The following is a 25388-nucleotide window of genomic DNA, read 5'->3' on the forward strand; positions in this document are numbered from 1 at the left end:
CATCGTATACAAATGACAGAAGGAAAACGAAACATCATCCATACTTATAAGACATGGATCGCCTAAGAGCGGCTACTGGGAGATTATAGAAAATTAGCGGGATGATAGAAAATGAAGGTTAAATTAGAAGATGATGGCGAAGATAATTCAGAACTTATTGAAGAAATAGAAGATTCATTTATAGAAGAGTATATTCCATTACCAGGACAGTATGAAATCAATGAGTCCAGGATTATTGATTTAGCTAATGCACAGGATATATGGGAAGATAAGATTTTACCTCTTACTGCAAAAGAACATGATATTTTACTGGATTGCTATCGGACTAAGCTTAGGTATAGTTATTGGGTTTCTAATAGATGATATTGGTCTTGGAATGTGTCTGGGGGGTATGATGGGTGTTAGCATCGGCCCTGTAATTGATGTGCTGAGAAAAAATAAGAAATCAGAGGAGCAAGAGGATAATGATGAGAAAGAATAATGTGCTTCGCAAATATATAGCGTCACTTCTATTATTTTTGTTATTTGAGACAGTGGCAATCACGTTGTGGAAGGCTAAAGGAAACTTGTTTTATCTGTTGAATTTCAGCTACATTGGAGGAGGCCTTGCGTTGGGAACAGCACTTTTTACTGCAGGAAAACGCTATGCCCGACATTTTCTTGGCGTTTTTGAGGCGGCAACAATACACTACGCAGTCGCGAAGATATTCGGTCCACTGTTTTTCAATCCTGCGTGTGCACTGCGATGAAAGCAAATGTGTTCATTATGGAAAATGTCTGCGTGTCTGCCCAATGAATGTGGAGGTCAATAAGGAATCCCGCAAACGAAAGAGAGGAACGGAGTGCATACTCTGTTATGAATGTACGAAGGTCTGTCCGACCAAAGCATTGCATTAAAAAATGGAGTTGGAGATATAGCTGCGATGGTAAACTTGAGTTTTTTGCATACACCTGAAAAATAAAAGATATAATTTGAAATGGAGATTATGATATACTGTAAACAAGATATAGTGCAAAACGTAACAGAAAGGAGTACGCACAGTGTCAGATAAAAAGAAATTTACAGTATACGTCGGAAGTGTAGCACTATGCGTAGGTGTGGCAGTTCTGCTTCATTATGTGTCCTTTACCAATCCTTATCTGCAATCTATTTGTCACCTTTTAAGGCCTTTTATTTATATAGGACTTTATCTGGTATGGGCGATTTCTTTTCAAAAGAGAATTATCCAAAAGGAACCCCGTCGTTGTTTAATAATGATTGCAGTGATGATGGTTTTTTGGATGCTCGTTCGTATGTGTAAATTTGAAATACCGTATGAGATGCCGACAGCACTGCGCTACGCCTGGTATCTTTATTATATTCCTATGCTGTTACTCCCTACGGTCAGTCTTTATCTGGCATTTTATATACGGCAGCCGGAGAATTATAAATTACCGGAAAGACGGTGTCTGCTGTTTTTTCCGGCATTGTTTCTGATAGGGATTGTATTAACGAATGATCTGCACCAGTTAGTTTTTACTTTCCCGGAGGGAAGACTGGGGGAAGCAGCTTCCTATGAAGTAGGAGTCTATGGATATGGAGCAATGTATTATGCTATAGTCGCCTGGGATCTTGGATGTCTGCTGGTGGCACTCTTGATTATTTTATTAAGGTGTAGAAAAATTAAAAACAGGAAAATGCTTTGGATGCCTTTTGGTGCTTATGGTCTGTCGGTTGTCTATGGCATCGCCTATTATCTGAATCTGCCCTTCTGGAAAATATTTTCAAGCGATATGACAGCTGCATTATGCCTTCTGTTTGCTTTGATCATTGAAAGCTGCATCCAGTGCGGATTGATCCCTTCCAATACAGGATACGCACAGTTATTTGCAGCATCTACAATTTCAGCACAGATTACAGATCAGAGTGGAAAATGCATTTATCAATCTCAGGATTCGGAATGTATTGCACCGGAAATTGTAAGGCAGGTAGTTCAATGTCCGATCATGTTAGAAAATGGGATCAGGCTGTCGGGAAAACCAATTTTGGGAGGCTATGTGTTGTGGAAGGAAAACCTGTCAGAATTACAGGAAATCGTAAGAGAGCTTGAAGATCGGAAGGAAGAATTAAAAGATGCGAATCTGATTGAGGAAGAAAATCTGAGAACAAAAAGAGAAGTAGAAAAACTTTTTGTGAAGAATCAGCTGTATGATAAAATACAGAAACAGACGGCAAGGCAGAGTAAACTTTTGACGGAATTCATTGAAGCATATTCTATGGAAGAAGATGAGAATAAAAGGGAAAAAATATTAGGGAAGATAGTTGTGATCGGAGCCTATATAAAAAGGCGTAGTAATCTTATTTTTATTGCGGAGCAGGCAGTAAAATTTCCGATAAGAGAGTTGGAGTTATGTTTCAGGGAAACGATAAAGAATCTGGAATGGAATCATGTTGAGGCAGGTTTTTCCACCGCGTTAGAAGAAATACGAAGTGAAGATGCTATGCAGATTTATGATTTTTTTGAAGCAGTCATAGAGGAATCTTTGGAAGATCTGTTGGCATTTAATGTAAATCTGAAACGCAGAGAGGCGCGGATCATCATGTCTATGAGTGTGGAATGCAAAACAGATCTGCAGGAAATTGCAAGACGATATGGAGCTTATGCGGAGCAGGATTTTGACGGATCATGGCTGCTTTCTCTGATTCTGGGAGGAGGTGGCGGCAAATGATAAAAACATTTGAAAACTGTTCACCGGAGTATCAGATTACGATTGTTTGGTTTTTTATTTTTTTGACTTTGCTGTGTATGATTCTGGTTATTTATGAAGGAACAGGAAAAAGACAAAGAAAGACGTTGCTGCTGGACAGTGTATTGCTTATAGTTATTTTCCTTATAACAGCTGTCTTGTGTGTGTGGCAACGGGCGTTTTACGAAGAAGATTCCATGATATTATTTAAAATACCGTATGTGATTTTAATTGTTATAGGAATTGGTGTTTTTTTATATGTGGGAATGAAGATTTTTGGAATTTATAAGTACCGCAAGAGCTGCCTGAGGGAAAATGCAGTTCAGGAAAGTCTGGACAATTTGCCGAGTGGAATTGTTTTTTTTGATGGGAACGGAATGCCTAAACTGATGAATCGAAAAATGTATCAAATTTGCCAGAATCTGACGGGAAGAGATATACAGAATATTACAGAACTGGAGGAAGCACTGGGACATCCTCTGAAAGAGAATGTATTTTATGATGTTGATTTGAAAGTATACTGCTTTGCGGATGGAAGTGTGTGGAAATTTTCAGAGAAAGAGATTATTACGACAGCCGGAGATCATTTTTTTCAAGTTCTTGCTTCTGAAGTGTCGGAATTATATCGGAACAAAGTGTTGCTGAAGGAAGAAAATCAGAAACTTCAGGAAATGTCTGTGGCTATGAAAGAACTTTCTAAGAATGTAATAACGCTGACCAGAGAAGAAGAAATGTTATCTATGAAAATGAGAGTGCATGATAATCTGGGATATAGCGTCCTGGCGGCACAGTGGATGTTGCTGCGCGAATCGGAAGCAGACCGGGATGTTTTCCTTTCGCAATGGAAGCAGACATTAGACTTGCTGAATAAAGATAACGAGTCTGTGAAAGGCGAACAACTGCACAGGCAGGTGCAGGAAAGAGCGGAGATTTTGGGTGTGAAAATCATTTATACAGGAGAACAAGTCTGGGAATCTCATATTTTCGAACTGATGGATATAATACTTTTGGAGGCACTTTCCAACTGTGTCCGCCATGCAGGGGCAAGCGAACTGTATGTAAAATGCAGTAGTGGGGAACAAGAATGGATTATGGTGATTACAGATAATGGACAAGCAATGGAGAAGGATGTCAAAGAAGGAGGAGGATTATCCGGTATACGAAAAAGGGTGGAGCAATGTGGAGGTACATTGAGAATTTGTGCGGAGTCAAAATTTTCAATAATCGTTAAGATACCAAAGGAGGTGCGGAGATGATACGGGTACTAATCGTGGAAGACCAGCGTATGGCTCGGGAAGATATGGAAAATTATATTCAGTCCAGTGGGAGATATTGTCTGGCGGCTTCTATCACAAACGCAGCTATGGCAGAAACCGTATGCAGACAGAGCAGGTGTGAACTTGTCTTGATGGATGTCTGTACGGAGAATGATGAGAGTGGTCTTGTGGCAGCGGAGAAGATTAAAAAGACAATGCCCCAGATAAAAGTAATTATCGTGACTTCTTTAGTAGAGTGCAGTTTTATTGATAGGGCGCGCAAAGCGGGAGTAGAAAGTTTTTGGTATAAAGATGCCGGTAAAGAAGAACTGTTGGAGGTTATGGATCGTACGATGAAAGGGGAGAACGTGTATCCGGATGCTCCGCCGGTTGTGATGATCGGAACGGCGAAAAGCTGTGATTTTACACCTGGAGAATTAGCAGTTCTGCGATTAGTGGTGGAAGGAGAATCCTATAAAAAAATTGCAGAGAGCTTGTGTATATCACCGGAAACTGTAAAATGGCATATCAAAAATATGTTGCAGAAAACGAATTTTGATTCCAAAACGAAATTGGCGGTAGCTGTTACAAAGAAAAATCTGATTATAAATGGATTTTAAAAATAGCATTTTACTACCCATATGGGGAGTGCTTAAGACTCTGAAAACCGATATCATATACTATGTAAAAGTGTCTCAATCCGATGGTTCTGTTCTTTGCTGAGATGTCAGATTGTTTATAAGACACTGTCTGGAAAGGAGATAAATAATATGAGATATATTATGAGAAGAAGCTGCCTGTTCTTGGTAATGATTGCGGTTATAGTTTTTACAGGGTGTGGGCAGAAGAAAAAAGAAGATCCGGTAACCGTTACATTGTGGCATGTATACGGCGGACAGACAGAATCGCCATTAAACGATCTGATTGATGAATTTAATGAAACGATTGGAAAAGAGGAAAATATCCGAGTACAGGTTGGCAGTGTTACAAATACGAATACAATACATGAAAATGTACTGGCATCCGCATTTGGAGATCCAGGAGCCTCTAAACTGCCGGATATGTTTGTTTCCTATCCTAAAACAGTTCTGGCGATGCCGGATGATACGGAACTTGTAGATTATTATGATTATTTTACAGAAGAAGAACTGAACGAATTTATTCCGGCTTTTTTGGAAGAAGGTGTCATTCATGAAAGACTTTCCATTTTGCCGGTAGCAAAATCAACGGAAGTTATGTTTATCAATAAAACAGCATTTGATCGTTTCGCGAAAGAAACAGGAGCGAAGATGGAAGATTTAAAAACATGGGAAGGACTCTTCGCAATGGCAGAACAATATGCTGCATGGACAGATAACCAGACGCCGGACATTCCTGATGATGGAAAGAATTTTTTCGTTCATGATTATCATTTTAACTATTTTCAGGTAGGTGTAGAATCTCTGGGTGAAAATTTCTTTAAGGGAGAGAATCTGGCTTTCGGACCGGAATTTCAAACAGTATGGGAACCTTATGCAAAAGCGGCACTGTCCGGAGGAGTATGGCTTCGCAGCGGTTATGCAACGGAACCTTTGCGAACGGGAGATTCGATTGTATCGGTGGCTTCGTCAGCCAGCGTGTTGTATTATTCAGATGAAGTTACGTATGCGGATAATACATCGGAAAAAGTAGAGATTGTTTCCATGCCATGTCCCGTATTTGCCAGGGGAGAAACGATGGTCATGCAGCGGGGTGCCGGTATTTGTACGGTAAAATCTACACCGGAAAAAGAAAAAGCCTGTATTACGTTTCTTAAATGGCTGACGGAGGCCCAAAAGAATGTGGAATTTGTGACCAGTCTTGGATATATGCCGGTAAAGCAGGAAGCTTTCGATGTTTACCTTCCGGAGGCGATCGAGAAGTTAAGTGATCCGATGTATGTATTCTTGTATCAGGCTTTTTTAAAGACGCAGGAGAACTATACATTTTATACTGCTCCGAAATTGGATTCCTATCTGGATCTGGAAACAAAGTTTGAAGAACTTATCAGGCAAACCCTGTCAGTAAAGCGGTTGGAGTGGCAGGAACATCCGGAAGATATGGATAAACTTGTTTCAGAGACATTAGAGGATTTCAAAGCAGCATACACACAATAATGTCTGCCGGATCGGCAAAAAGAGGTGGCTGACATATGGGAGAAAAGAAAATAAATTTTTGGAAGATTATAAAAGGAATAAAGAGACAAAGCATCCGTATGCAGCAAAGACTGATTGTTTATTGGTGCGTGGTGATTTTAACACTTTTTTTAGTGACAGTTCTATTACTCAGTATTTTGGGAGTCCTTCCGGGAATGGATTTTAAAGTACGGGAAATGTTGTCTGCCCAGCAGAAAAATACGTTGTCAACTATGACAGAGCAGACTGATATTATGATGGCGAGAAGTATTTCTTTATCGGAAGACATTACAAAAGAATTGAACCAATGTCTGACAGCCAATGGAAAGACATTTTCAGATTTGAATGATAATCCTCAGTTGATTATGGATTTGGAGGCTGCGCTGTATCCCTCCTTGAAATCGGCATTGGACGTGAAGTATTGCAGTGGAGTTTTTGTTGTATTGGATGCAACGGTAAATACGAAGACGGAATATGCAGATATATCACGCATGGGAATCTACCTGCGCCTGTCTGATTTAAAGGCAGTAAATACAAGCAAACAGCACGTAGTTTTTTTCAGGGGAAATGCTGATATTGCAAGAGCAGAGCAGGTACAGCTCCATAACCGTTGGAATTTAGAATTTGATACGTCCGCATTGTCGGGGTATGAACAGATTATGCAGTTTGATGGAAACCGGCTGGTAGAGAGCTGCCTGTGGACAGACCGGCTGGAGCTGAGTGATACATGGGAGGATGTGCAGCTTTTATATGTCCCGGTTTTAGACAGTACCGGAAAAGTACGCGGTTTGTGCGGTATGGAGATGAGTAATCTGTATTTCAGGCTGTCTTATCCTATGGTGGAAGGTTCCTGTGGGAATATAGTGACAGTACTGGCTCCTGTGGACAAAAAAGGAAACATCTATCTGGATAAGGCGATGTTCGGAGATACAAAAGAAACGTATCTTTCACCATCAGGAACGATGACAGTGAAGAAAGGAAAATATTATAATACATATTCTACCGCTTTCGGGAATTATATAGGCAGGCATGAACTGCTTGGATTGAAGAGTTGTAATGGTATGCCGCTTGCGGTACTGACATTAATATCAGAAGCGAATTATGAAAAATTAACAGCGGACAATCGAAGGGACTGGATCATCGGTACGTTGTTGTTCCTGATTTTATTATTGGTTGTTTCTGTCGGTATGTCCCATCGTTTTGTGAAGCCGATTCTTCGGAGTTTAAAAGCACTGCAGGAGGATACGCTGACGGACGAAAACTTATCAGGCATTTCAGAAGTGGATGCACTGGTTGATTTTATGCAGAAAAAAAGGAATACGGAGAAACTGGAAAATGGAGGCATTCCTCCGAATATAGAAGAAATGCTCAAGGCGTTTGCTTTGCGCGTGGAAACTCTGACTCCGTCAGAGAGGATGGTTCTTCAGTATTATGTTGATGGATATACGATACAGGAGATTGCTTCATTGCTTTATATCAGTATTGGAACAGCGAGAAAGCATAATACAAATATGAATCGAAAACTGGGGATAACTGTCAGAGAGGAACTAATGCTGTATATTGAGTTATTTCGAAAATGTAATCAGTTAGATAAGCTGACATATAGCAGAACTGAGTAAACGAAAAAGAGTCTTTACAGCAATGTCATTAAGTTAAGATGACCAATCAAGATCTTAGCATCAGAAATGATGCTGGGGTCTTTTTTTTGTTTGCCGATAGATCTCTTTTATATTTTCACAAAAAGATATTGCGCATATATAGTGGAGAGATAAGAATAAAACACTATATATAGTATACTAATCGTTCGTATTTTGAAAAATAAGCATAATATACGAATGGCGACCATAGTATTTGCTTTCTGAATCTGCTACGCTTTTATTACGAAATGGTGGCCGCCCGATCAGAGAAAAAAATAAAGGCAATGGGTAAGGAGGGAGAACAGAGAATAGGATGGTGATAGAGCAAAGAGGTTAACAAGGAGGTTAAAAATGTGGAATATATTACGAAAAAGGATTTAATAGATTGTTCTACGCCGGATGAGTTTTGCTTTTCACTATGCTGCATGGAATGTAAAACAGTATGGAAAAGTACACCAATTCGTTTTTCCAGAGCGGGGAAAAAACCGGAAAATGAAAATCGGAAGATTATTTATGATACACTTTATGAACGGGAAAAGAATTTAGCATTTCAAAAAGCATTGAATCAGGCGAAAGAGATCTTTAATATTTGTCCGATATGTAAGCGTCTTGTATGTGACCATTGCTTTTTAATCTGTGATGATCTGGATATGTGTGTGCAATGTGCCACAAAGCTTAATGAAAAAGGTACTGTTGTAGGATGAAAACAAAAAAGAAAAATGAAAAAGAAAGGAGAACTTTGTTATGAAAAAATATGAGATTTTAGGAGGAAATTTACCAGTTGTTGTATGTGAATTATCAGCAGGAGAATCTATGATCACAGAAAGCGGAAGTATGAGCTGGATGAGCCCGAACATGAAAATGGAGACGATTTCCGGAGGCGGAATGAAGAAAATGTTCGGCAGACTGATGTCTGGTGATTCTGCGTTTCAAAACAGATATACCGCAGAAGGTGCAGACGGAATGATTGCATTTGCATCAAGTTTTCCGGGAGCGATCAAAGCATTGGAGATTAGCAACGGTCACTCCATGATCGTGCAGAAGAGTGCATTCCTTGCTTCAGAAGAAGGCGTAGAACTGTCCATGCATTTTCAGAAAAAATTAGGGAAAGGCATATTTGGAGGAGAAGGTTTCATTATGCAGAGATTGAGCGGAAATGGAACCGCGTTTGTAGAAATTGATGGACATGCAGTGGAGTATGATTTGAGTGCAGGACAGGAAATTTTGATCAGTACGGGGTACTTAGCGGCAATGGAAGAAACCTGCACTATGGATGTTGTAGCTGTAAAAGGAGTAAAAAATATGCTGATTGGAGGAGAAGGCATTTTTAATACCGTTGTGAAAGGACCGGGAAAGGTGATCTTGCAGACAATGCCAATCAGTAAGGTAGCAGAATTGCTGACTCCTTTTTTGGCAGATAAGAAGTAATTGAAAGGGGAGAAGATTATGAGAAAGAAGTTGAATTTGTTATTTGGACTGGTGCTTATTATCAGTATGATAGCGCTGATTGGTTGTGGAGGCTCCGGAAAAACAGGAGAGAAGAACCCGTATGAAGGAAAATGGGTAGCGGTGTCCGCTCAGATGATGGGAATGTCTGTCAGTATAGATGAAACTTTCGGAGGTGCTTTTGAATTTGAAGTAAAAAACAACGGAAAAGTTTCCTTTTCAGTTGGAGACACTACCGGGAATGGAAAATGGTCTGTCGAAGATAATCAGTTTATCTTGAGCATCGAAGGAGAAGAGATGGTGGGAATCATCGGAAAAGATATTATTTCTTTTGATAATATGCTCGAGATGGGAGTAAAGGTGATTTTTGCAAAGGATGGAACGGATGCAATGGATCCGGCACTCTATCTGACAGAGGAGGAAAATGCAGTCATAGGTGAGTGGGCTGCAGAAAGCGTAGAAGAACTTTTAGGAGACGGACCTCAGACTTCTATGGAAGGAGTAGACAACATCAATGATGCACTGCGTCTTGATTTCAAAAGTGACCGTAATGTAACAGTTATTTATAAAGGGGAGGAGATTGGGACTTTCCCATGGTCAGTTGCACTGGGATATTGTTCGATTGAATCAGAAAATCCATCTCTTACAGTGATGATAAATGACGATGGTACTTTGAAAGTAGACTACAGTGATGATGATGACTACTACACATTCCACTGTGTAAAAAGTGACAGTGAATAACTGAAAAGGATGTGGAAATCATGAAAGGAGGGAAGACGCCATGAAAAAGAAACTATGGTGTGTGCTGTGTATCATGATATGCATGATGATGATAGCGGCATGTGGACAAAAAAAGAATCCGGAGAAGAAAAAATCGGAAAAAGCAGAGCAGGAAGAAACAGAATTTAAAGACAGAGAAAGTCTTAAATTAAGTTTATTTACAGTGTATTATCCGAAGGCATGGAACTACGATAAAGAGAATATGAAGAAAGAAGAAGAATATTCTTACGTTAGATTTTTTGATGGAGATACAGTAGATGGATCCGAGAATGTCATTTCTATAGAAGCGACCAAGGAGGATTCATATACATATCGAAAGAGTTTAATTGCCTTTGGAGTGGATTTAGAGGCATATGCTGAAGGAAAAATGGACACTGTAACAATAGGAAATGCAGAATATACAGCAATGCCGGAAAGTAATTCCATAGAAAAAACGTATATGTATCGTTATGAACAGTCTGGCACATCCTATGATATCAGAGTAAGAGGACAGGAAATAGATGATTCTGACAAAGAATTGTTAGAAGGAATTGTGCTGAAATTAGAGGATGAAGGAAATAAAGACGCACCATGGCCATGGGAGGGAGAGCCTGTTGAACCTGTATTGGCAGAGCAGATGGTAGGTTCTTATACAATCGTTCCGAAATATATCCCATTTAAAGAAGCACAGGGAGTTATGCAGATTATGGATCATCAGTTTGTAAAACAGGGCAATCAAGTGTTCCATTTGCTGGAGAACAAACTGGATACTTATGAATATTCAGAAAGTGGACTTGAATTCGTATCTTCGATGGAATTAGACGATGATTTTGAATATTTGTCTGGGGACAGCAGTGGAATGTTATATCTTTCGCCTGGAATTGGAGATGTAATTGGCGTAAAAGATGGGAAAAAGGCACTTCAGACAACAGTAGACGGAGATCTGAATATGCATCCATCCGGAGAATGGGGAATCAGTTTCTGGGTGAACAGTGATACTCAGAAGATTGCGAATCAAGGCGGTAACCTGACGGCAGAACCGTGGATACTGACCGGATTAAATAAAGATGAAGAACGCAAGGGACTGTTTTCTATGATAGATGACGTACAGATCACGAATAGTCATATTATGGTTGCCGGCTCCATGGCTGTGGAAGATGAAGGCACAAAAATTGTTGTCTATGATTATGATGGCAATCAGCTTTTGAAATTAGGTGGAGAAGATATCAGTTCTCCGGACAAGCTCGGTTCCATTACAGGCATGGCGGAAACAGAAAATGGTTTTGTGGCTGCAGATGGAAATATGCGTGAAATACAATTTTGGGCAAAAGATGGAACGCACGTAGGTGCAATTTCTACAGAGGACATATTTGGTGTCAGTTATCCATGGCTGGAAGATATGCAGCTTTTAGATGACGGCTCTCTGTTAATTATGCTGACACAGGAACGAGACGACGGATCAGCAAATGAATTGATGTTTTTCAGATTGACAGGATTTTAATTGAAAAAATAAAAATCGCTTGCCGGCAGAAATTTATCTGCCGGCAAGCGATTTTTCTGTTTCCTGTTTCCAATATAAAGGTAGAATTTTATCACATCAGTGAATCAATTTTCATATTTATCGTATACAGATATATACAACATAAATGGCATAGAGGATCAACATCAGGATCCCCTCCTTTTTATCGAGTGATTTTTTGGTCTATGCCATAACTGGTCCTATGTCAAGAAAAAGTACAAATTAAATGTAACCAATTTCCCATTTTTTGTAATTGTTAACTCGCTAAGTTTGTTACGTCCGTTTCCAAGTTTTTCAGATATTGTTCCTCATATTCATTTGGAGACAAATATCCACAATGACTATGAATACGGACTGTATTATAGAATGTTTCAATATATCTGGACTGTTTTGCTTTTTCAATTACGACAGTAGTGTTTGTACTCCTTCCGCATATCGGTATGGGGATAGTTGCAGTGCTTGAGGTCGTGAAATGTGGATTACAGGATTTTATCCTGGGATGATGGTGGAAAACTTTTGAGTATGCTATACATAGAAAGGCAAAAATAGATGATGGAAGAATTATATAAAGTGATGGACGATTTACTGGATGTAGAATTTCAGATGAAATCAGGGATAGATCTCCTGAAAGAATTGGAAGAGTTTTATTTGTCGAATCCTGAAACAGAAGCGTCTGAAGCAAGAAAACTTGCAGTGTTGATCAAGGGATATTTGCAGTCGATGAAGTCAAATATTCGAGAAATCATTCGTTATATTGATGATACAACACTTGAGAAATCAAATGAGGAAAAGAAAGACGAACAGGAAGCTGAGAGTACCATGTCAGAGAAAGTGCAAGAATTTGTAAATCTGACAATTACAGAGCATATGGGAAAAGCGTATTCAGAATGGAAGTTAAATCAGGATAAAGAGGCGGTAAGTGAGATTGATAAGAAATACCAGAAATTACTGGAAACGTTATCCCCAGAACAGGAAGAAGTGATTACGGAATACTGTAATGCAATTTTCAGCAGTGGAGCAGAAACAGAAGAGTTTTTCTACCGACTGGGATTAAAAGATGGACTGAATCTGAAAAATACGGTAAAATCTGTATTAGAAATGATATCATGAAATCGGAATTTATCAGAAAATGAGGAATAGTTGAAATGGAGGCGCTATAATAACATGAAGATTGAAGGGAACCAGAAAGAACTGGATGCAATGGTAGAATTTCATAAGGGAAACCGTGTCGAGGGGCTGAGACTGCAAGAAGAATTTGCAGCGGAATTTCGTAAGGAGTATAAAGACAAAGATCACTGTCCTTGCCTGAAAGCCTGTCGTTATCACGGAAACTGTAAGGAATGTGTAGCAATCCACAGAGCGCATCAGGAACATGTTCCTAATTGTATGCGACCATTGATTAATAAAAAATTGAAATTGATGTCAGAATTAACAGAGCATACCTTGGCAAATGAAATAGAAGCTCCACATGAGATTTTAAGAAAATAGGCAAGTCAAATTCCCGTTTATTGGGAAGTCGCAGAGAACGAAAAATCGGAAGTTTACAGCGAGGTGAAAGAGGTTGAATTATGTAGAATATGGAAAAGAAAACAGCGATGTAATTATCCTCTTACACGGAGGCGGTTTATCATGGTGGAATTACAAAGAGGTTGCTGAAAGACTTCAAACAGATTATCATGTGGTTTTGCCTATATTAGATGGTCATGCAGGATGTGATAAGCAGTTTACAACGATAGAGAATAATGCTTTGGATATTATAGAATTTGTAAATAGCAAATTGGGCGGTTCTGTTTTAATGATGGGAGGACTATCGCTTGGAGGGCAGATTTGTTTGATGAATATTACAAAGATACTTGTGCTATTAGAAAGAGTGATATGATTGCCTTTTTACAGGAAAACTCAGTATATTCACTAAAAGATGGCATTGGAGAGTGTGAAGCAACCGTTCAAATTTATGTTGGAGAAAAAGAAAAGCAATCAATGAAAAAATCTGCTAAAATCATTCATGAAAAATTGCAGGATAGTTTTATACAAGTTCTTCCTAATATGTATCATGGAGAGTTTTCAATAAACCACGCAGATGATTATGTGAGAAAACTATTAGAAATAGTAAAGCGAAGGTAACTTTCAGTCTTCAGCAGAGACTGAAAGCAACAGAAGATTTGAATTTTACGGAGGAATTATGGACAAGAAAAAGTATTGGATAATCCGATTATTCTTTGTGCTTTTTACAATATCCGTATCTGTTGCAATACTTCCTTGTGGAATAATAAATGTTCATGGCTTATTTGGTGAGGTAACCACATATGTAGTGGTCGAAGATAAAGAACAAGAAATTGTCAGTATCGAAGACGTAGACCATAAAAAAGTCCAAACTGTAAAAGGCATAAACATTCTCAATATTTGGTTATCGCTTTTAAGCGAAAGCACAAAGCAATTGGTATAGCATTGCTGCTTGTAATAGTGCTTAGTGTCTTGATTTTGGGATACATGTGGATTCATTCACCAATGTAACAATCGGAATTTGGAGGAGATTCTTATTTATGAAAAAAGGGATAAACAAATCAATCTTATTTTACATTGCATCAGTTCTGTTTTTCATAGCGTCAGCTATTGGCTTTATGAGTGGAAATGAAAGTTCTATGGCTATAGTATGGTTATGTCTTGGTTCTTCATTTCTTTGCTTGGGTTCGACTCATAAGAAAAAGGAAAACAATACAGATGATAAATAATTTCCTGCTTGTATTGTTGGAAAATCGGAATTCATAGAGTTCTTTTGTGATTTGCAACTGCTGGTTGACAGATTTACAGCCTGAAATGGTGGAATGCAAACAGCAAAACTGTTATATTGAGCTCATAAAATCTGCAAAAGGAGAAAAAAATGATTTTAGCTGATAAGATTACAGAGGAAAGAAAAAAGAATGGATGGTCACAGGAAGAACTAGCCAATCAGTTGGGCGTATCCAGACAGGCAGTATCTAAGTGGGAAAGTGCAGGAGCTGTTCCAGATTTGCAAAGAATTTTACAGATGTCGGAGCTATTTTGTGTTAGTACAGATTACCTATTAAAAGATGAAATGAAAGCAGAAAATATCACCTATCAAGAAAGTACTGAAAGATATGCAGAACCGTTGAAAAAAGTAACTATGGAGAATGCAAATGAATTTCTTGACATGAAAAGAAATGGATCCAAAGTAGTGGCAAACGCAACAAGTATGTGTATCTCAAGTCCAATATTATTGATTGTTCTTGTGACAATGGCAGAAGATGGCGTATTTCATGTTTCGGAATCTCTGGCAACAGTATTTGGATGTGTTTTTTTGCTTGGAATGGTTGCGGCAGCCGTTTTTTTGTTTATTACATATGGAATGCGAGAATCACATATGGAACATTTTGAAAAAGAATGCTTTGAAACAGAGTATGGTGTATCTGGAATAGTACGAGAAAAAAAAGATTCCTATGAACCGATTTTTATCAGAGGAACAGCTGTTGGGGTAGTGCTTTGTATACTGGCAGTGATTCCGACAATTATTGCCGGAGCCATGGGAACGTCTGACTATTGTTGCGGCCTTTCCGTTGGATTGCTGCTATTCATACTTGCAATAGGAGTGAATCTGTTGGTTCGTGTTGGGATGGTAAAAAGCAGTTACGATACCCTTCTTCAGGAAGGCGAATATACAAAAGAAGAAAAACTGTTTAAGAAAAAGACTGACACGTTTTCTGGTGTATATTGGTGCTTGACTACAGCGATTTACCTTGCATGGAGCTTCTGGACGATGAGCTGGGATATTACATGGATTGTATGGCCGGTTGCTGGTGTTTTGTTTGCAGCATTGCTTGGTGTGGTGAAAATGGTGTTAAAGAATGGCAGTGAAACTCAGCACTATATTTAAGATGGAGTTAAGTTTTTTTCGCATATTATACGCATCCTGAGATTCCAGTTGACCGAGTTCTTTAGAACGAAGGATTGGTGGATTAGAAAGTGTCTTTTACAGGAAGGTGATTAGATGAATGATCAATTCTTACAAGGGGTAATATTCGATTGGAATAGAATTGATAACGATAGTTATTTAAAGAGAATTAAGGCTTTTAAGGGGATTCAAAAACTTGATTTCAACAAAGCAATCACCTTTTTTGTCGGAGAAAATGGCAGTGGTAAATCAACTTTATTGGAGGCACTTGCCGTAGCACATGGTTTTAATCCTGAAGGTGGAACAAAGAATTATGTTTTTTCTACGCATGATACACATTCAGAGCTGTGTGATGCGATAAGAATTTACAAAGGTTATCGGAAGGAAAAGTGGGGGTATTTTCTTAGGGCTGAAAGTTTTTATAATGTTGCAACGAAGGAAGAAGAATATGCAGATTTCGCACATCCTTCTGCCAAATATCATGAAAAATCACATGGAGAGAGTTTTCTCGCATTGGCACAGAACAATCTGCATCCAAATGGCTTGTATCTTTTTGATGAGCCGGAAGCTGCATTATCCCCACAGAGACAGCTTACATTGTTGATGCAAATATATAGTTGTGCAAAAGAGGGAGCACAGTTTATTATAGTTACGCATTCGCCGATTTTGTTAGGAATACCAGATGCAGATATCTATTGTTTTGATAATGGACGCATACATCTGTGCGAATATGAGGATACAGAGAGCTACCAGGTAACAGAAATGTTTATAAACAACAGGCAGATGCTGTTGGATAGATTACTAACAGATTAGATAATAAAGAAATTGACAATTTCAAGTTTGTAACGAAGGTATTTGCGATGAAAGGAATTAAGATTGAGTTATTGGGGATTGCAATAATACCTTTAGGAATTGCTGTGACAACAAATAATTTTTGGGGATATGTCCTAGGTGTTCTTGGATTTGGCGTCGCTGTAGTTGGCTGTTTTCTAAAAGATAATCACTGATAACTTCTTGTTTGAAAAATTGAGTAAACGTAATATTGAACAAAAAAGAAATGCACAGTTCTTAGCTTATCGTGAACTGTGCATTTTTGTAAATAAATACTTTTAATTAGCCGATTACGGCATCCTCTGCTGTAAAATGTTCCAGAGAATTTTCTTTTACCTGAATGCAGATATAAGTAATTCCAGAAATATCGGATGCAAAAAACTGACGCTTTGCAGCAGGTGCGATTTTTAGCCAGTCTCCAGTTGAAAGGTTAATTTCTTCTCCATCAATTATGGCTTTGCCGTTACCTGAAAGAATTCCATAGATTTCTTCATTTTCTTTATGAGAATGAACAAACGGGACATTTGCTCCTGCAGGTAGTTCGTTTAAACTGATTTCTGCACCTGTTAAAGACAACTTTTCATGCAGCTCAATTCGGTTTTCCTTTCCAATAGTTGTTTTTGTGTAATTTGCCATAATAGTACCTCCATAGTTAATTTGTAGTTTCTGGTTGCTTGGTATTAGTATAGTGTGAGACACATGCAAAAACAAGTACGCACCTTTTTGTAACTGTACACTCAAAAATGAATGTGTTACAATAGACTCGGAGGTGAGAATTATGCGAGCAAAAGAAGAATTACCGGAATGCCCAGTTGCAACAGCAGTATCTCTTATCGGAGGAAAATGGAAACTGCTGATTTTGCGTAACTTGAAAGAGCGTCCATGGAGATTCAATGAGCTACAACGAAGTATAGATGGTATTTCACAAAAGGTTTTGACAGATAGTTTAAGACAAATGATGAGTGATGGGCTGGCATATCGCCACGATTACCATGAACAGCCACCGAGAGTTGAATACGGCTTAACGGAACTCGGAACAAAAATGCTTCCAATTGTTAATTCACTTGCTGACTTTGGTAACTACTATAAATCAATTATTGAACAGAATTAAGAACGTTAGTATTTGAAAAGCTTGAACAATTCCAGTTGATATTGCACTTATTTTAGGAAATTTAATAACTGTTATATTTGATTATCAAATTCTTCGCAAACCCTTGAAAATACTAAGTTTGTAGCAAGTGAGCTTTCCCTTACTCTTTCCTTTGTGTTATATTCTCCCATTAGCTTTCATGAATCTTAATATGGGAAAAAATAAGGGAAAGAAAATTTCATAACACAGTATAACAATAACGACATGGTGAACTGATTGAAATGTTTTCGATATTTAACTCTATAACTGATTATTAAAAGAAAATAGAGATAAGATACGATGAGAACAATTTATGCATAATACAACATAAAACACGATAGTATTGATGTTTACACAAGTGTTGGATATATGCTTCGCATTGATTGCTGGGGAGCTGAAAAAGATTTAAAAACCACATATGGATCAGAATGTGCGCTTACTTCATTGGCTGTGGATGAGCCTTTAGAATATGCAAGATTATATCTCGATGGCAATTTACAGATGTGGATAGATTCAGAAGATTCACTTGAATTATAGAACAAGAATAACGGGTAGAAAACTTCTGATGCCCATTTTACAAGGGGTTCGAGTTTTTTATGTCTGCTGGCGCTATTTCTCTGCTGGAGTACTATTTTCGGGATAATGGCGAAAGGCTTTAGCGGTATAGTTAGAAGCACCGTTTCCATATTTTGTATTGGTTATGGTTTTTATATAATCGCTGGAATAATAGTCAATTGTAGAGCAAATGAAATAGACACAGGGGATTAAGGAAGAGTTGAAGGCAGATAAACAGATGGAATGGGTAGCAAATAAATACTATATAAGAGTGTGAAAAGGGAATTTTGAATAAGGAGATGATTTGGCAATAAGGTGCAGTAATCTGGTGGAAAGCAAGTCTGAAAATGGCTTGCTTTTTGCTTTACAATGTGGTTAGTTGATGTATATAATTATGATAAAGAGATAAAATTGATTTTTATATTTTGGTTCGATATTGTGATGCAGTTTTTCTATATTAAAAAATATACGAGGTTATAATGAAGAATAAAAGTTATGATTATATCTTTGGAAATGGAAAATTTAATACTTGGTTCAACATTATAGTTAGTATTATTAGTTGTTCAGCAATATCGTTTTGTTTAACCGAACTTTTGTTTTCCTTTGATTTTAAAGTGAGTTTTCAAAAAGCACTGATTTTTACCATACTTTTTGTGATTTTTTTATTATTGTTTTATTACTTTATAAAACAACGTACTTATAAACTATTCGATCAAAAAATAACATATGGATTTAGGGAACGAGAAATTTTGTATGCGGATATCCATTCATTAGTTTTTACACTATCCTCCAGACCTAAAGGAATATATGATATTGGACTGGGAGAACCATACCTATACATAAAAGAAAATGGGAAGAAAAAATATATATGCAATATTACAATTTATTTGGCATATCCAAGTGTTATACAAAAAAGATATGATATCAATATAAGCAATGGGCAGATAGGAATGTCTCCTGCCTACAGTTTTAACTGTTATGATATAAAAAGTATTTTCAATTTAATACATCATTCAAAAGCAAATATTTATGTGACGAAGAGTTTTCTTCTCTTTAATAATTGGACAATAAACAGATTTTGCAAAGAATACAATATCTCTATGGAAATGGTTCAGCTTATAAATGATGGAAACTAATGTAAAAAATTTGTATTGTATTGAACTTTAGAAAACCTTTTTATGAGAAAGGAAAGCATATGCAAGAATATTATAAAATATATTTTCCTTATTCCAAAGAATATTTATTGGAACAGATTAAGAAGACTACAAAACCATTATGTATTTCAAACCAGGCTTATAGAGATATGGCACTTGCAGCCTACAAAGAAGAGGATAATACCTTATGTATCGGATATGCAGCAGGAAGTATGACAGGCGGTGGCTGGGAAATGCTCCAGGCACATATAAAAAGCTATGGGGGAGATGTAATGCTGGAAGGTACGTTTGTGCTTTTGCCATACATAAAAAAAGCTGCACTATTTTTTCTGCTCATAGTGATTTTATTTGCATTGTTTTTTTCTCAGGGAGATTTATTGATTTTAACAGAATGTCTGATTTTATTTATGTTTCCATTATATCTGCTGTATAGGAATATTTCTAAGATAGGAAAATGTGAAGAAGGGCGACGGCTTGTTTTATTATATCTGGAAAAGGTGCTTCATGCAAATGTGGAAATATCCGTAGAGGAAGAATAAAGAAATGATAGGGGAAAACGAGAATGAAAAAGATTAATGAACAAACAAAAAGTTTTTTACTATACGGTATAGAAGATGTGATTAAGCCGAAAGAAATCTACAAATTAGATGGAGCAATCTTGTTTCTAGTATTTTTATTTTTCTTTTTATCTGAATCAGCTCCATCACCGTTTTTTTCAAAAGTATTTTTAGTTATTGTTTATCTTGGATTCGTGATTCTTAGTTTTTCAAGAACAGAAGTGACAGGGAAAAAGGTTTTTTGGATCATTGGAATACAAAGTCTGACGTTTTCTATTTTGTTCTGTTGGGCAGCAACTATCCTCATGCTGACAACTATGAAAGAAGAATATTATAAGAGGTATCTAACCATACTCGTTATCATTTACATACTGGTAATCGCTGCATACATTTTTCTTATAATAACTTTGATTAAAAAAGATATCTACAATCCATCTTCTTCCAAAAAGCTGGCTGGAGGATGGTGTATTACTAGTTTTGTATTGCTTGGAATGGGTGTCGCAAAAGTACTTAGTAGCAGCGTTGAATATACAGCCATGATTAGAATTGCAAGCCTTTGTTCCTATTTTTGTTCTTTGGGTTCTATCTTAGGAGTTTTTCACCTGGTAAAGTATTTTGCTGTCAAAAAATGGGAGGTTGAAAAATGAATATTTTTATGAAAAGAATATAGATGAAAATAATTATAGCATCCAGGAAGAAGGATGGATGGGAATTTTATTTTTGGTTGGAACTATATTTTTCTCAGGATTACTTTTGTATGGTTTTATAGACGGACAGGCGGATTTTTCAGTTATAGTGGCGTATGGAATATTGATTGCTTTTTCTGGAATCTGTACCCTGCATTTGTTCCTGTGGAGAGTCAAGGTAAATCATGATGTAATTGAATACCGGTCGTTTTTTGGAAAAAAATATTATAAATTTTCAGATATAACAAGAAGTGTACATAAAGAAAATGGTACATTGGAAATATATGCAGGGGACAAAATAATATTCAAATTTGATGAAAACATAAGCGCATCATTGTTTGCAAATAGTCTGTCTAAGCATAAAATTTCACAAGAAACATGGTTGAGTTGTAGAGATAAAAAGTGCATCATAAGACCAAAAGAAAGCCACTATGTTCTGCCAGGCATTTTCTTTTTATATTTGGTTTACAATAGTGTGATACTTGTATTCAATGCAAAAGAAACAGCTTTTGTTTTCCTTTTATTCTCTCTTGTACCGGGAGGTATATTTTTCTATTTTTTAATGGACAAAACAATTGTCAAGGATGGATGGCTATATAGAAATGGATTTTTAAGGAAGAACTGTAAAATAAGATTAACGGATATTACCCAGATGAAAAGAAAAAAGAATTTATTTGGAGAAGCTCTTATTTTATATAAAAATCAGAAAAAAATCGCTAAAATTTCTGCCCGAAATAGAAATGTGGACTGGCTGCAAGTAAAGATTGCAGAAATAAAAAAGGATAAGAAGAAATTAGAACGTAAAAAATGAAAAATGTGAATCATATAGGGAGATTGAGTTTATGGATAATGTCATTAGATTAAGTAAATTTGTAAAAAATTTAGGAATAGTAACAACAGTTCTTTTTTTAATAATCGTACTGGTAACATTTGTTACAGGAAATATGGGGGTTGCGATATGTTTTATGCCTTTTGTATTTTTAGGTATTGCTTTAATTTTGGCATACAAGAAACAAATAATTGTAGTAAATGAAGATGAAATTGTATTTAGCTATCTGGTTAAGAAAACTCAGCATATAAAATATAATGATATTCGTTGTATTTTAATGATTCCATTAAATGGTAGAACAGATGTCATATTAATTGATAAGATGTACAATAGACTTGTTACTCTGGAGCAAGTGTATGTAAATTATGATATTTTATATGATACACTTATAAAACATGAAATAGATCTTGTGGATTTTGGTGAGTTAGTTGAACAGAACAAAGATGTATCAAAGTATGTACCTGCTTTAAACTGGATAGAAAAGAATTTCTATAAATCTATATGTAATGAGAATACAACTATCAAAAATATGTCAAAAACAATAGAAAAAGAAAAGCGTAAAAAAACAAAGCAATTTTTAAAAGCTTTAGGTTGGATTCTAATAATTGCTGATGCGGTAGCATTTTTTATTGGTGGCAAAACAATGTTAGTTATATTTATAATGGTTTTGATGATTACATATGCAGTGTATATAAAATATTATCCATATATATTTATAGAAGTCACCACAAAAAAAGGACAAGAACTGGCGTATCAATTACCATTTATGGGTGCAGCAATAGCAATGCTTTTATCTCTGAATACGAGTAAACTCTTTAATTATGAATTTGGAAACTATATGAAGATTACGGCAATTATTACTGCTTTACTTGCACTGCCATTTATTATTAAATCTTTAAAAACAGATGTACCACAGAAATTTGGACGTAAACTTTCAGTTGTATTTGCTGCTTTTATAATCGCATTTACAATTAGCTTCCCAATAAATTTTTTATTTACATTTGATGGGGCAACTCATGAAATTGCAATTGTAACAGACAAAAAGATTAGCAGTGGTAAAACTAGAGATAGAGAGTTATATGTAAGTTGTAATGGTAAAAGAGAAATATATACTGTTTCAAACAGTGAATATGAAAATACATCAATAGGCGATAGTAAAAGAATTTGTAGAAGAAAAAGTGCATTAGGATTGGAATATAGTACGATACATGATTAATATTTATTTAAAGATAAGGAAGGAATATATAAGATGAAAATATTGTTAGCAGTAGTTGGAGGATTATTATTACTGATATTCCCTTTTATAGTTATGAAAAAAGCAAAAGTAACAAAAGAAGAAAATACTGATGAAGCAAGGAAAAAATTTAATGTGTTTCTCATTTGTATGATACCTGTTCCTCTAATAGGCTTCATATTTCTTTTAATAGGGCTTAGAAGTTTTTTATAAAATTAAATAAAGGAGAAAAATGTTAAAAAACAATGATATATCAATACCAGAAGCCTGCTATGCAGATTTATGTAAGGTGGGTTTTTTTGAAAGAAAACAGGTTAAATTAACAATTATATGGAATGAAAAAATAAGCAGAAATAAACAAATACTTACACTTAAGAAGTTATATCCTGAATTAAATAAAGTGTCTACAGTTGAAATCTATAAAATTACAAAAAAACGAAGAAATGGCAATTTGCAGAGATGGGATGGGGATTTGCTGTTGACTTTTCGCATAAAGCAGAAAAAGCGGGGATAAAAATATTGTTAGAAGAATAACTAAAAATCTTGCTAATGTATAAGTTAAGTAAAAAATAGAATGAAAAATAATCATATAGCAGAGGAGATTGGGTAATATGAAGGAACAAAAGAAATCTTCTTGGGGAGCGGTTCTGGTGTCATTTTTAAAGGAATTTCTATTAAACTCATTCGAAGCCCCAGGTCATCTTTATTATGATGAAAATTTAACTAATGAAGGAAAAAGAAAGAAAAATTATATTTGGAGGGTGCTTCTACTGGTGACTGCGGTAGGAGTAGCTTTGCTTCCTGTTATAGCTTGGAACATGTTTGTTCCAGATGTGCTATGGGCAAAAATAGTTACCGTTGTAGTGTGTGAAGGCTATGTTGTTTTTATAGTAAGTATGGAGATTATCCAAATAAAGGATGAGCTAAAGGAAGATATGTTAAAAATAGGGGGATATAAAATTACTCCCAAAGGAAGTATTTCCCTATTTAAAGAAATTGATTTTAAGATTGCTCAAACAGAGTATTCTTATACAATATTGATTTCTAAGAAACCTTTAAAATGGCTTTATAAGAAGTTTTATGTTACAATCTATGGAAGACATGGAAAAGTAAAAAAGATTGAATTGGTTCGAGCAGACAAAAAGTATTCTACGAAATATGAGACAATGAATGGTACAGTCTTAGAAAAGTTGCAAGAAGAAAATAATAGGTTTTTAAGGAAATGCTTAGGTACTCCCAGTAAAAAGAGTATGACAGGCGTCGAATATTATTATGAGTGGGGACAAATACAATCCTTCTATGATGATCGTTCTTGTCAAACAGGAATTGTAATTATGTTTTAAAATAAGGAATATTGTATCTCTTGCTTCCGTATGCAGAAAGATTACATCGGTACAGAGAAATGTGGTAGTGATACACCAAAGAACACAGGCGAAACCTTATATCTCGGTTCCACAAGTAGCGAATCTTTCAAAAGAGAGAGATGGGTAAAACTTCGCTGTTTATATAATAGTAGGGGACGATGTTTTATCCCCTGCTATTATACGTTTTTTAGCATGTTGAGAGTATGAAACTTTTTCTGTAAAATAATGTTTATAAGGTTCTTCTATGATACAATAAATATCATTAGGAGGGCCTTTTATTATGGCAAGACAAAAGAAACCTGTACATCGTGTGCAAATGACAGAAGGAAAACGAAACATCATCCATCAGCTCCTGGAAGAGTACGATATTCAGTCTGCAGAAGACATTCAGGATGCGCTCAAGGATCTTTTAGGCGGCACCATTAAGGAAATGATGGAAGCTGAAATGGATGATCATCTTGGTTACGAAAAATCCGAACGCTCAGATAATGATGATTATCGCAATGGTTATAAGCGGAAACAGGTCAACAGCCGGTATGGCTCGATGGAAATCGAAGTGCCACAGGATCGCAAATCAACGTTTGAACCACAGGTTGTGAAAAAACGTCAGAAAGATATTTCCGATATTGATCAGAAGATCATTTCCATGTATGCCAAAGGAATGACTACCCGGCAGATTTCCGAAACCATCGAAGATATTTATGGCTTTGAAACTTCTGAAAGCTTTATTTCTGATGTGACTGATAAGATCCTGCCACAGATCGAAGACTGGCAGAACCGGCCACTGGACGAGGTCTATCCCATTCTCTACATTGATGCAATCCATTATTCTGTAAGGGATAATGGCGTGATCCGAAAGCTTGCTGCTTACGTGATTCTGGGAATCAACACGGAAGGAAAAAAAGAAGTTTTAACCATCAGTGTTGGCGATAACGAAAGCGCAAAATACTGGCTTTCCGTTATGAATGAACTGAAAAATCGTGGTGTCAAAGATGTATTAATCATCTGTGCCGATGGTTTAACCGGAATCAAAGAAGCGATCGCAGCAGCTTTTCCAAAGACGGAATACCAGCGCTGTATTGTACACCAGGTAAGAAACACGTTGAAATATGTCCCGGATAAAGACAGAAAAGCCTTCGCTACGGATCTGAAAACCATTTATCAGGCCACAGATGAAAAGAAAGCTCTGGCAGCCTTAGAGCGTGTAACAGAAAAATGGACACCGAAATATCCGAATTCCATGAAGCGCTGGAAGGATAACTGGGACGCAATCTCGCCGATCTTTAAATTTTCAACGACGGTCAGAACGGTGATTTATACTACAAATGCTATTGAATCTCTGAATTCTACCTACCGGAAACTGAATCGCCAGAGAAGCGTATTTCCAAGCGATACAGCTCTATTAAAGGCACTGTATCTTGCCACATTTGAAGCTACAAAGAAATGGACCAGTACGATCCGCAACTGGGCACAGGTGTATGGTGAACTGAGTATTATGTACGAAGGACGCCTCCCAGAGTAACGAATAAACAGGCGAATAAGACGGGCGGAAAACCGCCTGCTCTTGACATGCCATTCAACAACTGTTATATATAAAACAAAGGTGAGAAGCCTGATTTTCAGGCTTGCCACCCTTGCATAT

The 25388-nt window shown here is 36.7% G+C and carries 34 protein-coding genes; 32 read left to right on the forward strand and 2 right to left on the reverse strand.

Features of this window, described 5'->3' with window-relative positions; translation table 11 throughout:
* Positions 1–111: 111 nt before the first annotated feature.
* From NQ556_RS01425 to NQ556_RS01475, 12 genes are all read left to right on the forward strand, one after another.
* Positions 112–363, forward strand: coding sequence for a hypothetical protein (locus tag NQ556_RS01425; RefSeq protein ID WP_008373762.1), 252 nt, complete (start codon positions 112–114; stop codon positions 361–363).
* 101 nt (positions 364–464) lie between these two features.
* Positions 465–749 (forward strand): hypothetical protein, encoded by a 285-nt coding sequence (locus tag NQ556_RS01430; RefSeq protein WP_330383129.1) that lies wholly within the window; start codon positions 465–467, stop codon positions 747–749.
* 43 nt (positions 750–792) lie between these two features.
* Positions 793–897, forward strand: a complete 105-nt coding sequence (locus NQ556_RS16785) for a 4Fe-4S binding protein (protein WP_416387131.1) — start codon at positions 793–795, stop codon at positions 895–897.
* A 222-nt stretch (positions 898–1119) separates the two neighbouring features.
* A complete protein-coding gene (locus tag NQ556_RS01435) occupies positions 1120–2709 on the forward strand; it encodes a histidine kinase N-terminal 7TM domain-containing protein (RefSeq protein WP_243426656.1) in 1590 nt (529 codons plus the stop codon).
* Positions 2706–3983, forward strand: a complete 1278-nt coding sequence (locus tag NQ556_RS01440) for a sensor histidine kinase (RefSeq protein ID WP_008373756.1) — start codon at positions 2706–2708, stop codon at positions 3981–3983. Before NQ556_RS01435 ends, NQ556_RS01440 begins: the two co-directional genes overlap by 4 nt.
* Complete coding sequence (locus tag NQ556_RS01445; RefSeq protein WP_055248353.1) at positions 3980–4603, forward strand: response regulator transcription factor; 624 nt, start codon at positions 3980–3982, stop codon at positions 4601–4603. The genes NQ556_RS01440 and NQ556_RS01445 overlap by 4 nt, the downstream gene beginning before the upstream one ends.
* A 150-nt stretch (positions 4604–4753) precedes the next feature.
* A complete protein-coding gene (locus NQ556_RS01450; RefSeq protein WP_243426631.1) occupies positions 4754–6118 on the forward strand; it encodes an extracellular solute-binding protein in 1365 nt (454 codons plus the stop codon).
* A gap of 194 nt (positions 6119–6312) precedes the next feature.
* Positions 6313–7755, forward strand: coding sequence for a helix-turn-helix transcriptional regulator (locus tag NQ556_RS01455; protein WP_167531628.1), 1443 nt, complete (start codon positions 6313–6315; stop codon positions 7753–7755).
* Between the two features lie 371 nt (positions 7756–8126).
* Positions 8127–8477, forward strand: coding sequence for a hypothetical protein (locus NQ556_RS01460; protein WP_055156125.1), 351 nt, complete (start codon positions 8127–8129; stop codon positions 8475–8477).
* Positions 8478–8517: 40 nt separating this feature from the next.
* The gene (locus NQ556_RS01465) at positions 8518–9201 is read left to right on the forward strand and encodes a TIGR00266 family protein (RefSeq protein ID WP_008373745.1); all 684 of its coding nucleotides are present in this window, start codon (positions 8518–8520) and stop codon (positions 9199–9201) included.
* Positions 9202–9219: 18 nt separating this feature from the next.
* Positions 9220–9960, forward strand: a complete 741-nt coding sequence (locus tag NQ556_RS01470) for a hypothetical protein (RefSeq protein ID WP_044999162.1) — start codon at positions 9220–9222, stop codon at positions 9958–9960.
* A 40-nt stretch (positions 9961–10000) separates the two neighbouring features.
* Entirely contained in the window at positions 10001–11479 is a 1479-nt protein-coding gene (locus NQ556_RS01475) for a hypothetical protein (protein WP_008373740.1), read from the forward strand.
* Positions 11480–11753: 274 nt separating this feature from the next.
* Here the strand turns inward: NQ556_RS01475 and NQ556_RS16790 are convergent, their stop codons facing one another.
* Positions 11754–12164: an IS3 family transposase gene (locus NQ556_RS16790; RefSeq protein WP_416387132.1), complete on the reverse strand. Its 411-nt coding sequence runs from the start codon at positions 12162–12164 to the stop codon at positions 11754–11756.
* On the opposite strand from NQ556_RS16790, the gene NQ556_RS01480 reads away from it, so the two are divergent.
* The 9 genes from NQ556_RS01480 (at position 12047) to NQ556_RS01520 (ending at position 16414) form a co-directional block, all read left to right on the forward strand.
* Positions 12047–12607 (forward strand): hypothetical protein, encoded by a 561-nt coding sequence (locus NQ556_RS01480; protein WP_008373738.1) that lies wholly within the window; start codon positions 12047–12049, stop codon positions 12605–12607. The genes NQ556_RS16790 and NQ556_RS01480 overlap by 118 nt on opposite strands.
* Before the next feature lie 54 nt (positions 12608–12661).
* Complete coding sequence (locus NQ556_RS01485) at positions 12662–12985, forward strand: hypothetical protein (RefSeq protein ID WP_004613237.1); 324 nt, start codon at positions 12662–12664, stop codon at positions 12983–12985.
* Between the two features lie 73 nt (positions 12986–13058).
* On the forward strand, positions 13059–13376 hold the full coding sequence (locus tag NQ556_RS01490; protein ID WP_008373719.1) for an alpha/beta fold hydrolase: 318 nt from the start codon (positions 13059–13061) through the stop codon (positions 13374–13376).
* Positions 13373–13621 (forward strand): hypothetical protein, encoded by a 249-nt coding sequence (locus NQ556_RS01495; protein WP_008373718.1) that lies wholly within the window; start codon positions 13373–13375, stop codon positions 13619–13621. The genes NQ556_RS01490 and NQ556_RS01495 overlap by 4 nt, the downstream gene beginning before the upstream one ends.
* A 58-nt stretch (positions 13622–13679) precedes the next feature.
* Positions 13680–13943: a hypothetical protein gene (locus tag NQ556_RS01500; protein ID WP_008373716.1), complete on the forward strand. Its 264-nt coding sequence runs from the start codon at positions 13680–13682 to the stop codon at positions 13941–13943.
* Between the two features lie 97 nt (positions 13944–14040).
* Positions 14041–14229, forward strand: coding sequence for a hypothetical protein (locus NQ556_RS01505; RefSeq protein ID WP_008373714.1), 189 nt, complete (start codon positions 14041–14043; stop codon positions 14227–14229).
* Between the two features lie 149 nt (positions 14230–14378).
* Entirely contained in the window at positions 14379–15389 is a 1011-nt protein-coding gene (locus NQ556_RS01510; protein WP_008373712.1) for a helix-turn-helix domain-containing protein, read from the forward strand.
* Positions 15390–15503: 114 nt separating this feature from the next.
* Positions 15504–16220: an AAA family ATPase gene (locus tag NQ556_RS01515; protein ID WP_008373710.1), complete on the forward strand. Its 717-nt coding sequence runs from the start codon at positions 15504–15506 to the stop codon at positions 16218–16220.
* A gap of 47 nt (positions 16221–16267) precedes the next feature.
* Positions 16268–16414, forward strand: coding sequence for a hypothetical protein (locus NQ556_RS01520; RefSeq protein ID WP_008373708.1), 147 nt, complete (start codon positions 16268–16270; stop codon positions 16412–16414).
* Positions 16415–16520: 106 nt separating this feature from the next.
* Here the strand turns inward: NQ556_RS01520 and NQ556_RS01525 are convergent, their stop codons facing one another.
* Positions 16521–16874, reverse strand: a complete 354-nt coding sequence (locus NQ556_RS01525) for a cupin domain-containing protein (RefSeq protein ID WP_117824071.1) — start codon at positions 16872–16874, stop codon at positions 16521–16523.
* 142 nt (positions 16875–17016) lie between these two features.
* On the opposite strand from NQ556_RS01525, the gene NQ556_RS01530 reads away from it, so the two are divergent.
* The 11 genes from NQ556_RS01530 to NQ556_RS01585 all read left to right on the forward strand — a co-directional run bounded on the left by NQ556_RS01530 (position 17017) and on the right by NQ556_RS01585 (position 25268).
* A complete protein-coding gene (locus NQ556_RS01530; protein WP_008373705.1) occupies positions 17017–17349 on the forward strand; it encodes a winged helix-turn-helix transcriptional regulator in 333 nt (110 codons plus the stop codon).
* Positions 17350–17694: 345 nt separating this feature from the next.
* On the forward strand, positions 17695–17904 hold the full coding sequence (locus NQ556_RS01535; protein ID WP_176815408.1) for a DUF6061 family protein: 210 nt from the start codon (positions 17695–17697) through the stop codon (positions 17902–17904).
* A gap of 497 nt (positions 17905–18401) precedes the next feature.
* On the forward strand, positions 18402–19058 hold the full coding sequence (locus tag NQ556_RS01540) for a hypothetical protein (RefSeq protein ID WP_008373699.1): 657 nt from the start codon (positions 18402–18404) through the stop codon (positions 19056–19058).
* Between the two features lie 59 nt (positions 19059–19117).
* Positions 19118–19615 (forward strand): hypothetical protein, encoded by a 498-nt coding sequence (locus NQ556_RS01545; RefSeq protein ID WP_008373697.1) that lies wholly within the window; start codon positions 19118–19120, stop codon positions 19613–19615.
* Between the two features lie 23 nt (positions 19616–19638).
* On the forward strand, positions 19639–20280 hold the full coding sequence (locus tag NQ556_RS01550; RefSeq protein WP_029471593.1) for a hypothetical protein: 642 nt from the start codon (positions 19639–19641) through the stop codon (positions 20278–20280).
* Positions 20270–21130, forward strand: a complete 861-nt coding sequence (locus tag NQ556_RS01555; protein WP_243426632.1) for a DUF6560 family protein — start codon at positions 20270–20272, stop codon at positions 21128–21130. The genes NQ556_RS01550 and NQ556_RS01555 overlap by 11 nt, the downstream gene beginning before the upstream one ends.
* Before the next feature lie 31 nt (positions 21131–21161).
* The gene (locus tag NQ556_RS01560; RefSeq protein WP_005334774.1) at positions 21162–22364 is read left to right on the forward strand and encodes a hypothetical protein; all 1203 of its coding nucleotides are present in this window, start codon (positions 21162–21164) and stop codon (positions 22362–22364) included.
* 33 nt (positions 22365–22397) lie between these two features.
* The gene (locus NQ556_RS01565; RefSeq protein WP_005334773.1) at positions 22398–22595 is read left to right on the forward strand and encodes a hypothetical protein; all 198 of its coding nucleotides are present in this window, start codon (positions 22398–22400) and stop codon (positions 22593–22595) included.
* A 19-nt stretch (positions 22596–22614) separates the two neighbouring features.
* Positions 22615–22896 (forward strand): hypothetical protein, encoded by a 282-nt coding sequence (locus tag NQ556_RS01570; protein ID WP_005334771.1) that lies wholly within the window; start codon positions 22615–22617, stop codon positions 22894–22896.
* A 97-nt stretch (positions 22897–22993) separates the two neighbouring features.
* On the forward strand, positions 22994–23725 hold the full coding sequence (locus NQ556_RS01575; RefSeq protein WP_005334769.1) for a hypothetical protein: 732 nt from the start codon (positions 22994–22996) through the stop codon (positions 23723–23725).
* 301 nt (positions 23726–24026) lie between these two features.
* A complete protein-coding gene (locus NQ556_RS01585) occupies positions 24027–25268 on the forward strand; it encodes an IS256 family transposase (RefSeq protein WP_008369914.1) in 1242 nt (413 codons plus the stop codon).
* Positions 25269–25388 lie beyond the last annotated feature (120 nt).

Source organism: Coprococcus comes ATCC 27758, assembly GCF_025149785.1.
GTDB classification, from domain to species: domain Bacteria; phylum Bacillota; class Clostridia; order Lachnospirales; family Lachnospiraceae; genus Allocoprococcus; species Allocoprococcus comes.

Bases quoted from the DNA above. Each gene is read 5' to 3' on its own strand.
- NQ556_RS01515 (WP_008373710.1), top strand. From the start codon at position 15,504: ATGAATGATCAATTCTTACAAGGGGTAATATTCGATTGGAATAGAATT.
- NQ556_RS01510 (WP_008373712.1), top strand. From the start codon at position 14,379: ATGATTTTAGCTGATAAGATTACAGAGGAAAGAAAAAAGAATGGATGG.
- NQ556_RS01430 (WP_330383129.1), top strand. From the start codon at position 465: ATGATGAGAAAGAATAATGTGCTTCGCAAATATATAGCGTCACTTCTA.
- NQ556_RS01550 (WP_029471593.1), top strand. From the start codon at position 19,639: ATGAAAAAGATTAATGAACAAACAAAAAGTTTTTTACTATACGGTATA.
- NQ556_RS01475 (WP_008373740.1), top strand. From the start codon at position 10,001: ATGAAAAAGAAACTATGGTGTGTGCTGTGTATCATGATATGCATGATG.
- NQ556_RS01500 (WP_008373716.1), top strand. From the start codon at position 13,680: ATGGACAAGAAAAAGTATTGGATAATCCGATTATTCTTTGTGCTTTTT.
- NQ556_RS01530 (WP_008373705.1), top strand. From the start codon at position 17,017: ATGCGAGCAAAAGAAGAATTACCGGAATGCCCAGTTGCAACAGCAGTA.
- NQ556_RS01570 (WP_005334771.1), top strand. From the start codon at position 22,615: ATGTTAAAAAACAATGATATATCAATACCAGAAGCCTGCTATGCAGAT.
- NQ556_RS01520 (WP_008373708.1), top strand. From the start codon at position 16,268: ATGAAAGGAATTAAGATTGAGTTATTGGGGATTGCAATAATACCTTTA.
- NQ556_RS01505 (WP_008373714.1), top strand. From the start codon at position 14,041: ATGAAAAAAGGGATAAACAAATCAATCTTATTTTACATTGCATCAGTT.
- NQ556_RS01525 (WP_117824071.1), bottom strand. From the start codon at position 16,874: ATGGCAAATTACACAAAAACAACTATTGGAAAGGAAAACCGAATTGAG.
- NQ556_RS01450 (WP_243426631.1), top strand. From the start codon at position 4,754: ATGAGATATATTATGAGAAGAAGCTGCCTGTTCTTGGTAATGATTGCG.
- NQ556_RS16785 (WP_416387131.1), top strand. From the start codon at position 793: ATGAATGTGGAGGTCAATAAGGAATCCCGCAAACGAAAGAGAGGAACG.
- NQ556_RS01480 (WP_008373738.1), top strand. From the start codon at position 12,047: ATGATGGAAGAATTATATAAAGTGATGGACGATTTACTGGATGTAGAA.
- NQ556_RS01495 (WP_008373718.1), top strand. From the start codon at position 13,373: ATGATTGCCTTTTTACAGGAAAACTCAGTATATTCACTAAAAGATGGC.
- NQ556_RS01485 (WP_004613237.1), top strand. From the start codon at position 12,662: ATGAAGATTGAAGGGAACCAGAAAGAACTGGATGCAATGGTAGAATTT.
- NQ556_RS01465 (WP_008373745.1), top strand. From the start codon at position 8,518: ATGAAAAAATATGAGATTTTAGGAGGAAATTTACCAGTTGTTGTATGT.
- NQ556_RS01445 (WP_055248353.1), top strand. From the start codon at position 3,980: ATGATACGGGTACTAATCGTGGAAGACCAGCGTATGGCTCGGGAAGAT.
- NQ556_RS01560 (WP_005334774.1), top strand. From the start codon at position 21,162: ATGGATAATGTCATTAGATTAAGTAAATTTGTAAAAAATTTAGGAATA.
- NQ556_RS01455 (WP_167531628.1), top strand. From the start codon at position 6,313: ATGGATTTTAAAGTACGGGAAATGTTGTCTGCCCAGCAGAAAAATACG.
- NQ556_RS01545 (WP_008373697.1), top strand. From the start codon at position 19,118: ATGCAAGAATATTATAAAATATATTTTCCTTATTCCAAAGAATATTTA.
- NQ556_RS01585 (WP_008369914.1), top strand. From the start codon at position 24,027: ATGGCAAGACAAAAGAAACCTGTACATCGTGTGCAAATGACAGAAGGA.
- NQ556_RS01565 (WP_005334773.1), top strand. From the start codon at position 22,398: ATGAAAATATTGTTAGCAGTAGTTGGAGGATTATTATTACTGATATTC.
- NQ556_RS01540 (WP_008373699.1), top strand. From the start codon at position 18,402: ATGAAGAATAAAAGTTATGATTATATCTTTGGAAATGGAAAATTTAAT.
- NQ556_RS01425 (WP_008373762.1), top strand. From the start codon at position 112: ATGAAGGTTAAATTAGAAGATGATGGCGAAGATAATTCAGAACTTATT.
- NQ556_RS01470 (WP_044999162.1), top strand. From the start codon at position 9,220: ATGAGAAAGAAGTTGAATTTGTTATTTGGACTGGTGCTTATTATCAGT.
- NQ556_RS01575 (WP_005334769.1), top strand. From the start codon at position 22,994: ATGAAGGAACAAAAGAAATCTTCTTGGGGAGCGGTTCTGGTGTCATTT.
- NQ556_RS01440 (WP_008373756.1), top strand. From the start codon at position 2,706: ATGATAAAAACATTTGAAAACTGTTCACCGGAGTATCAGATTACGATT.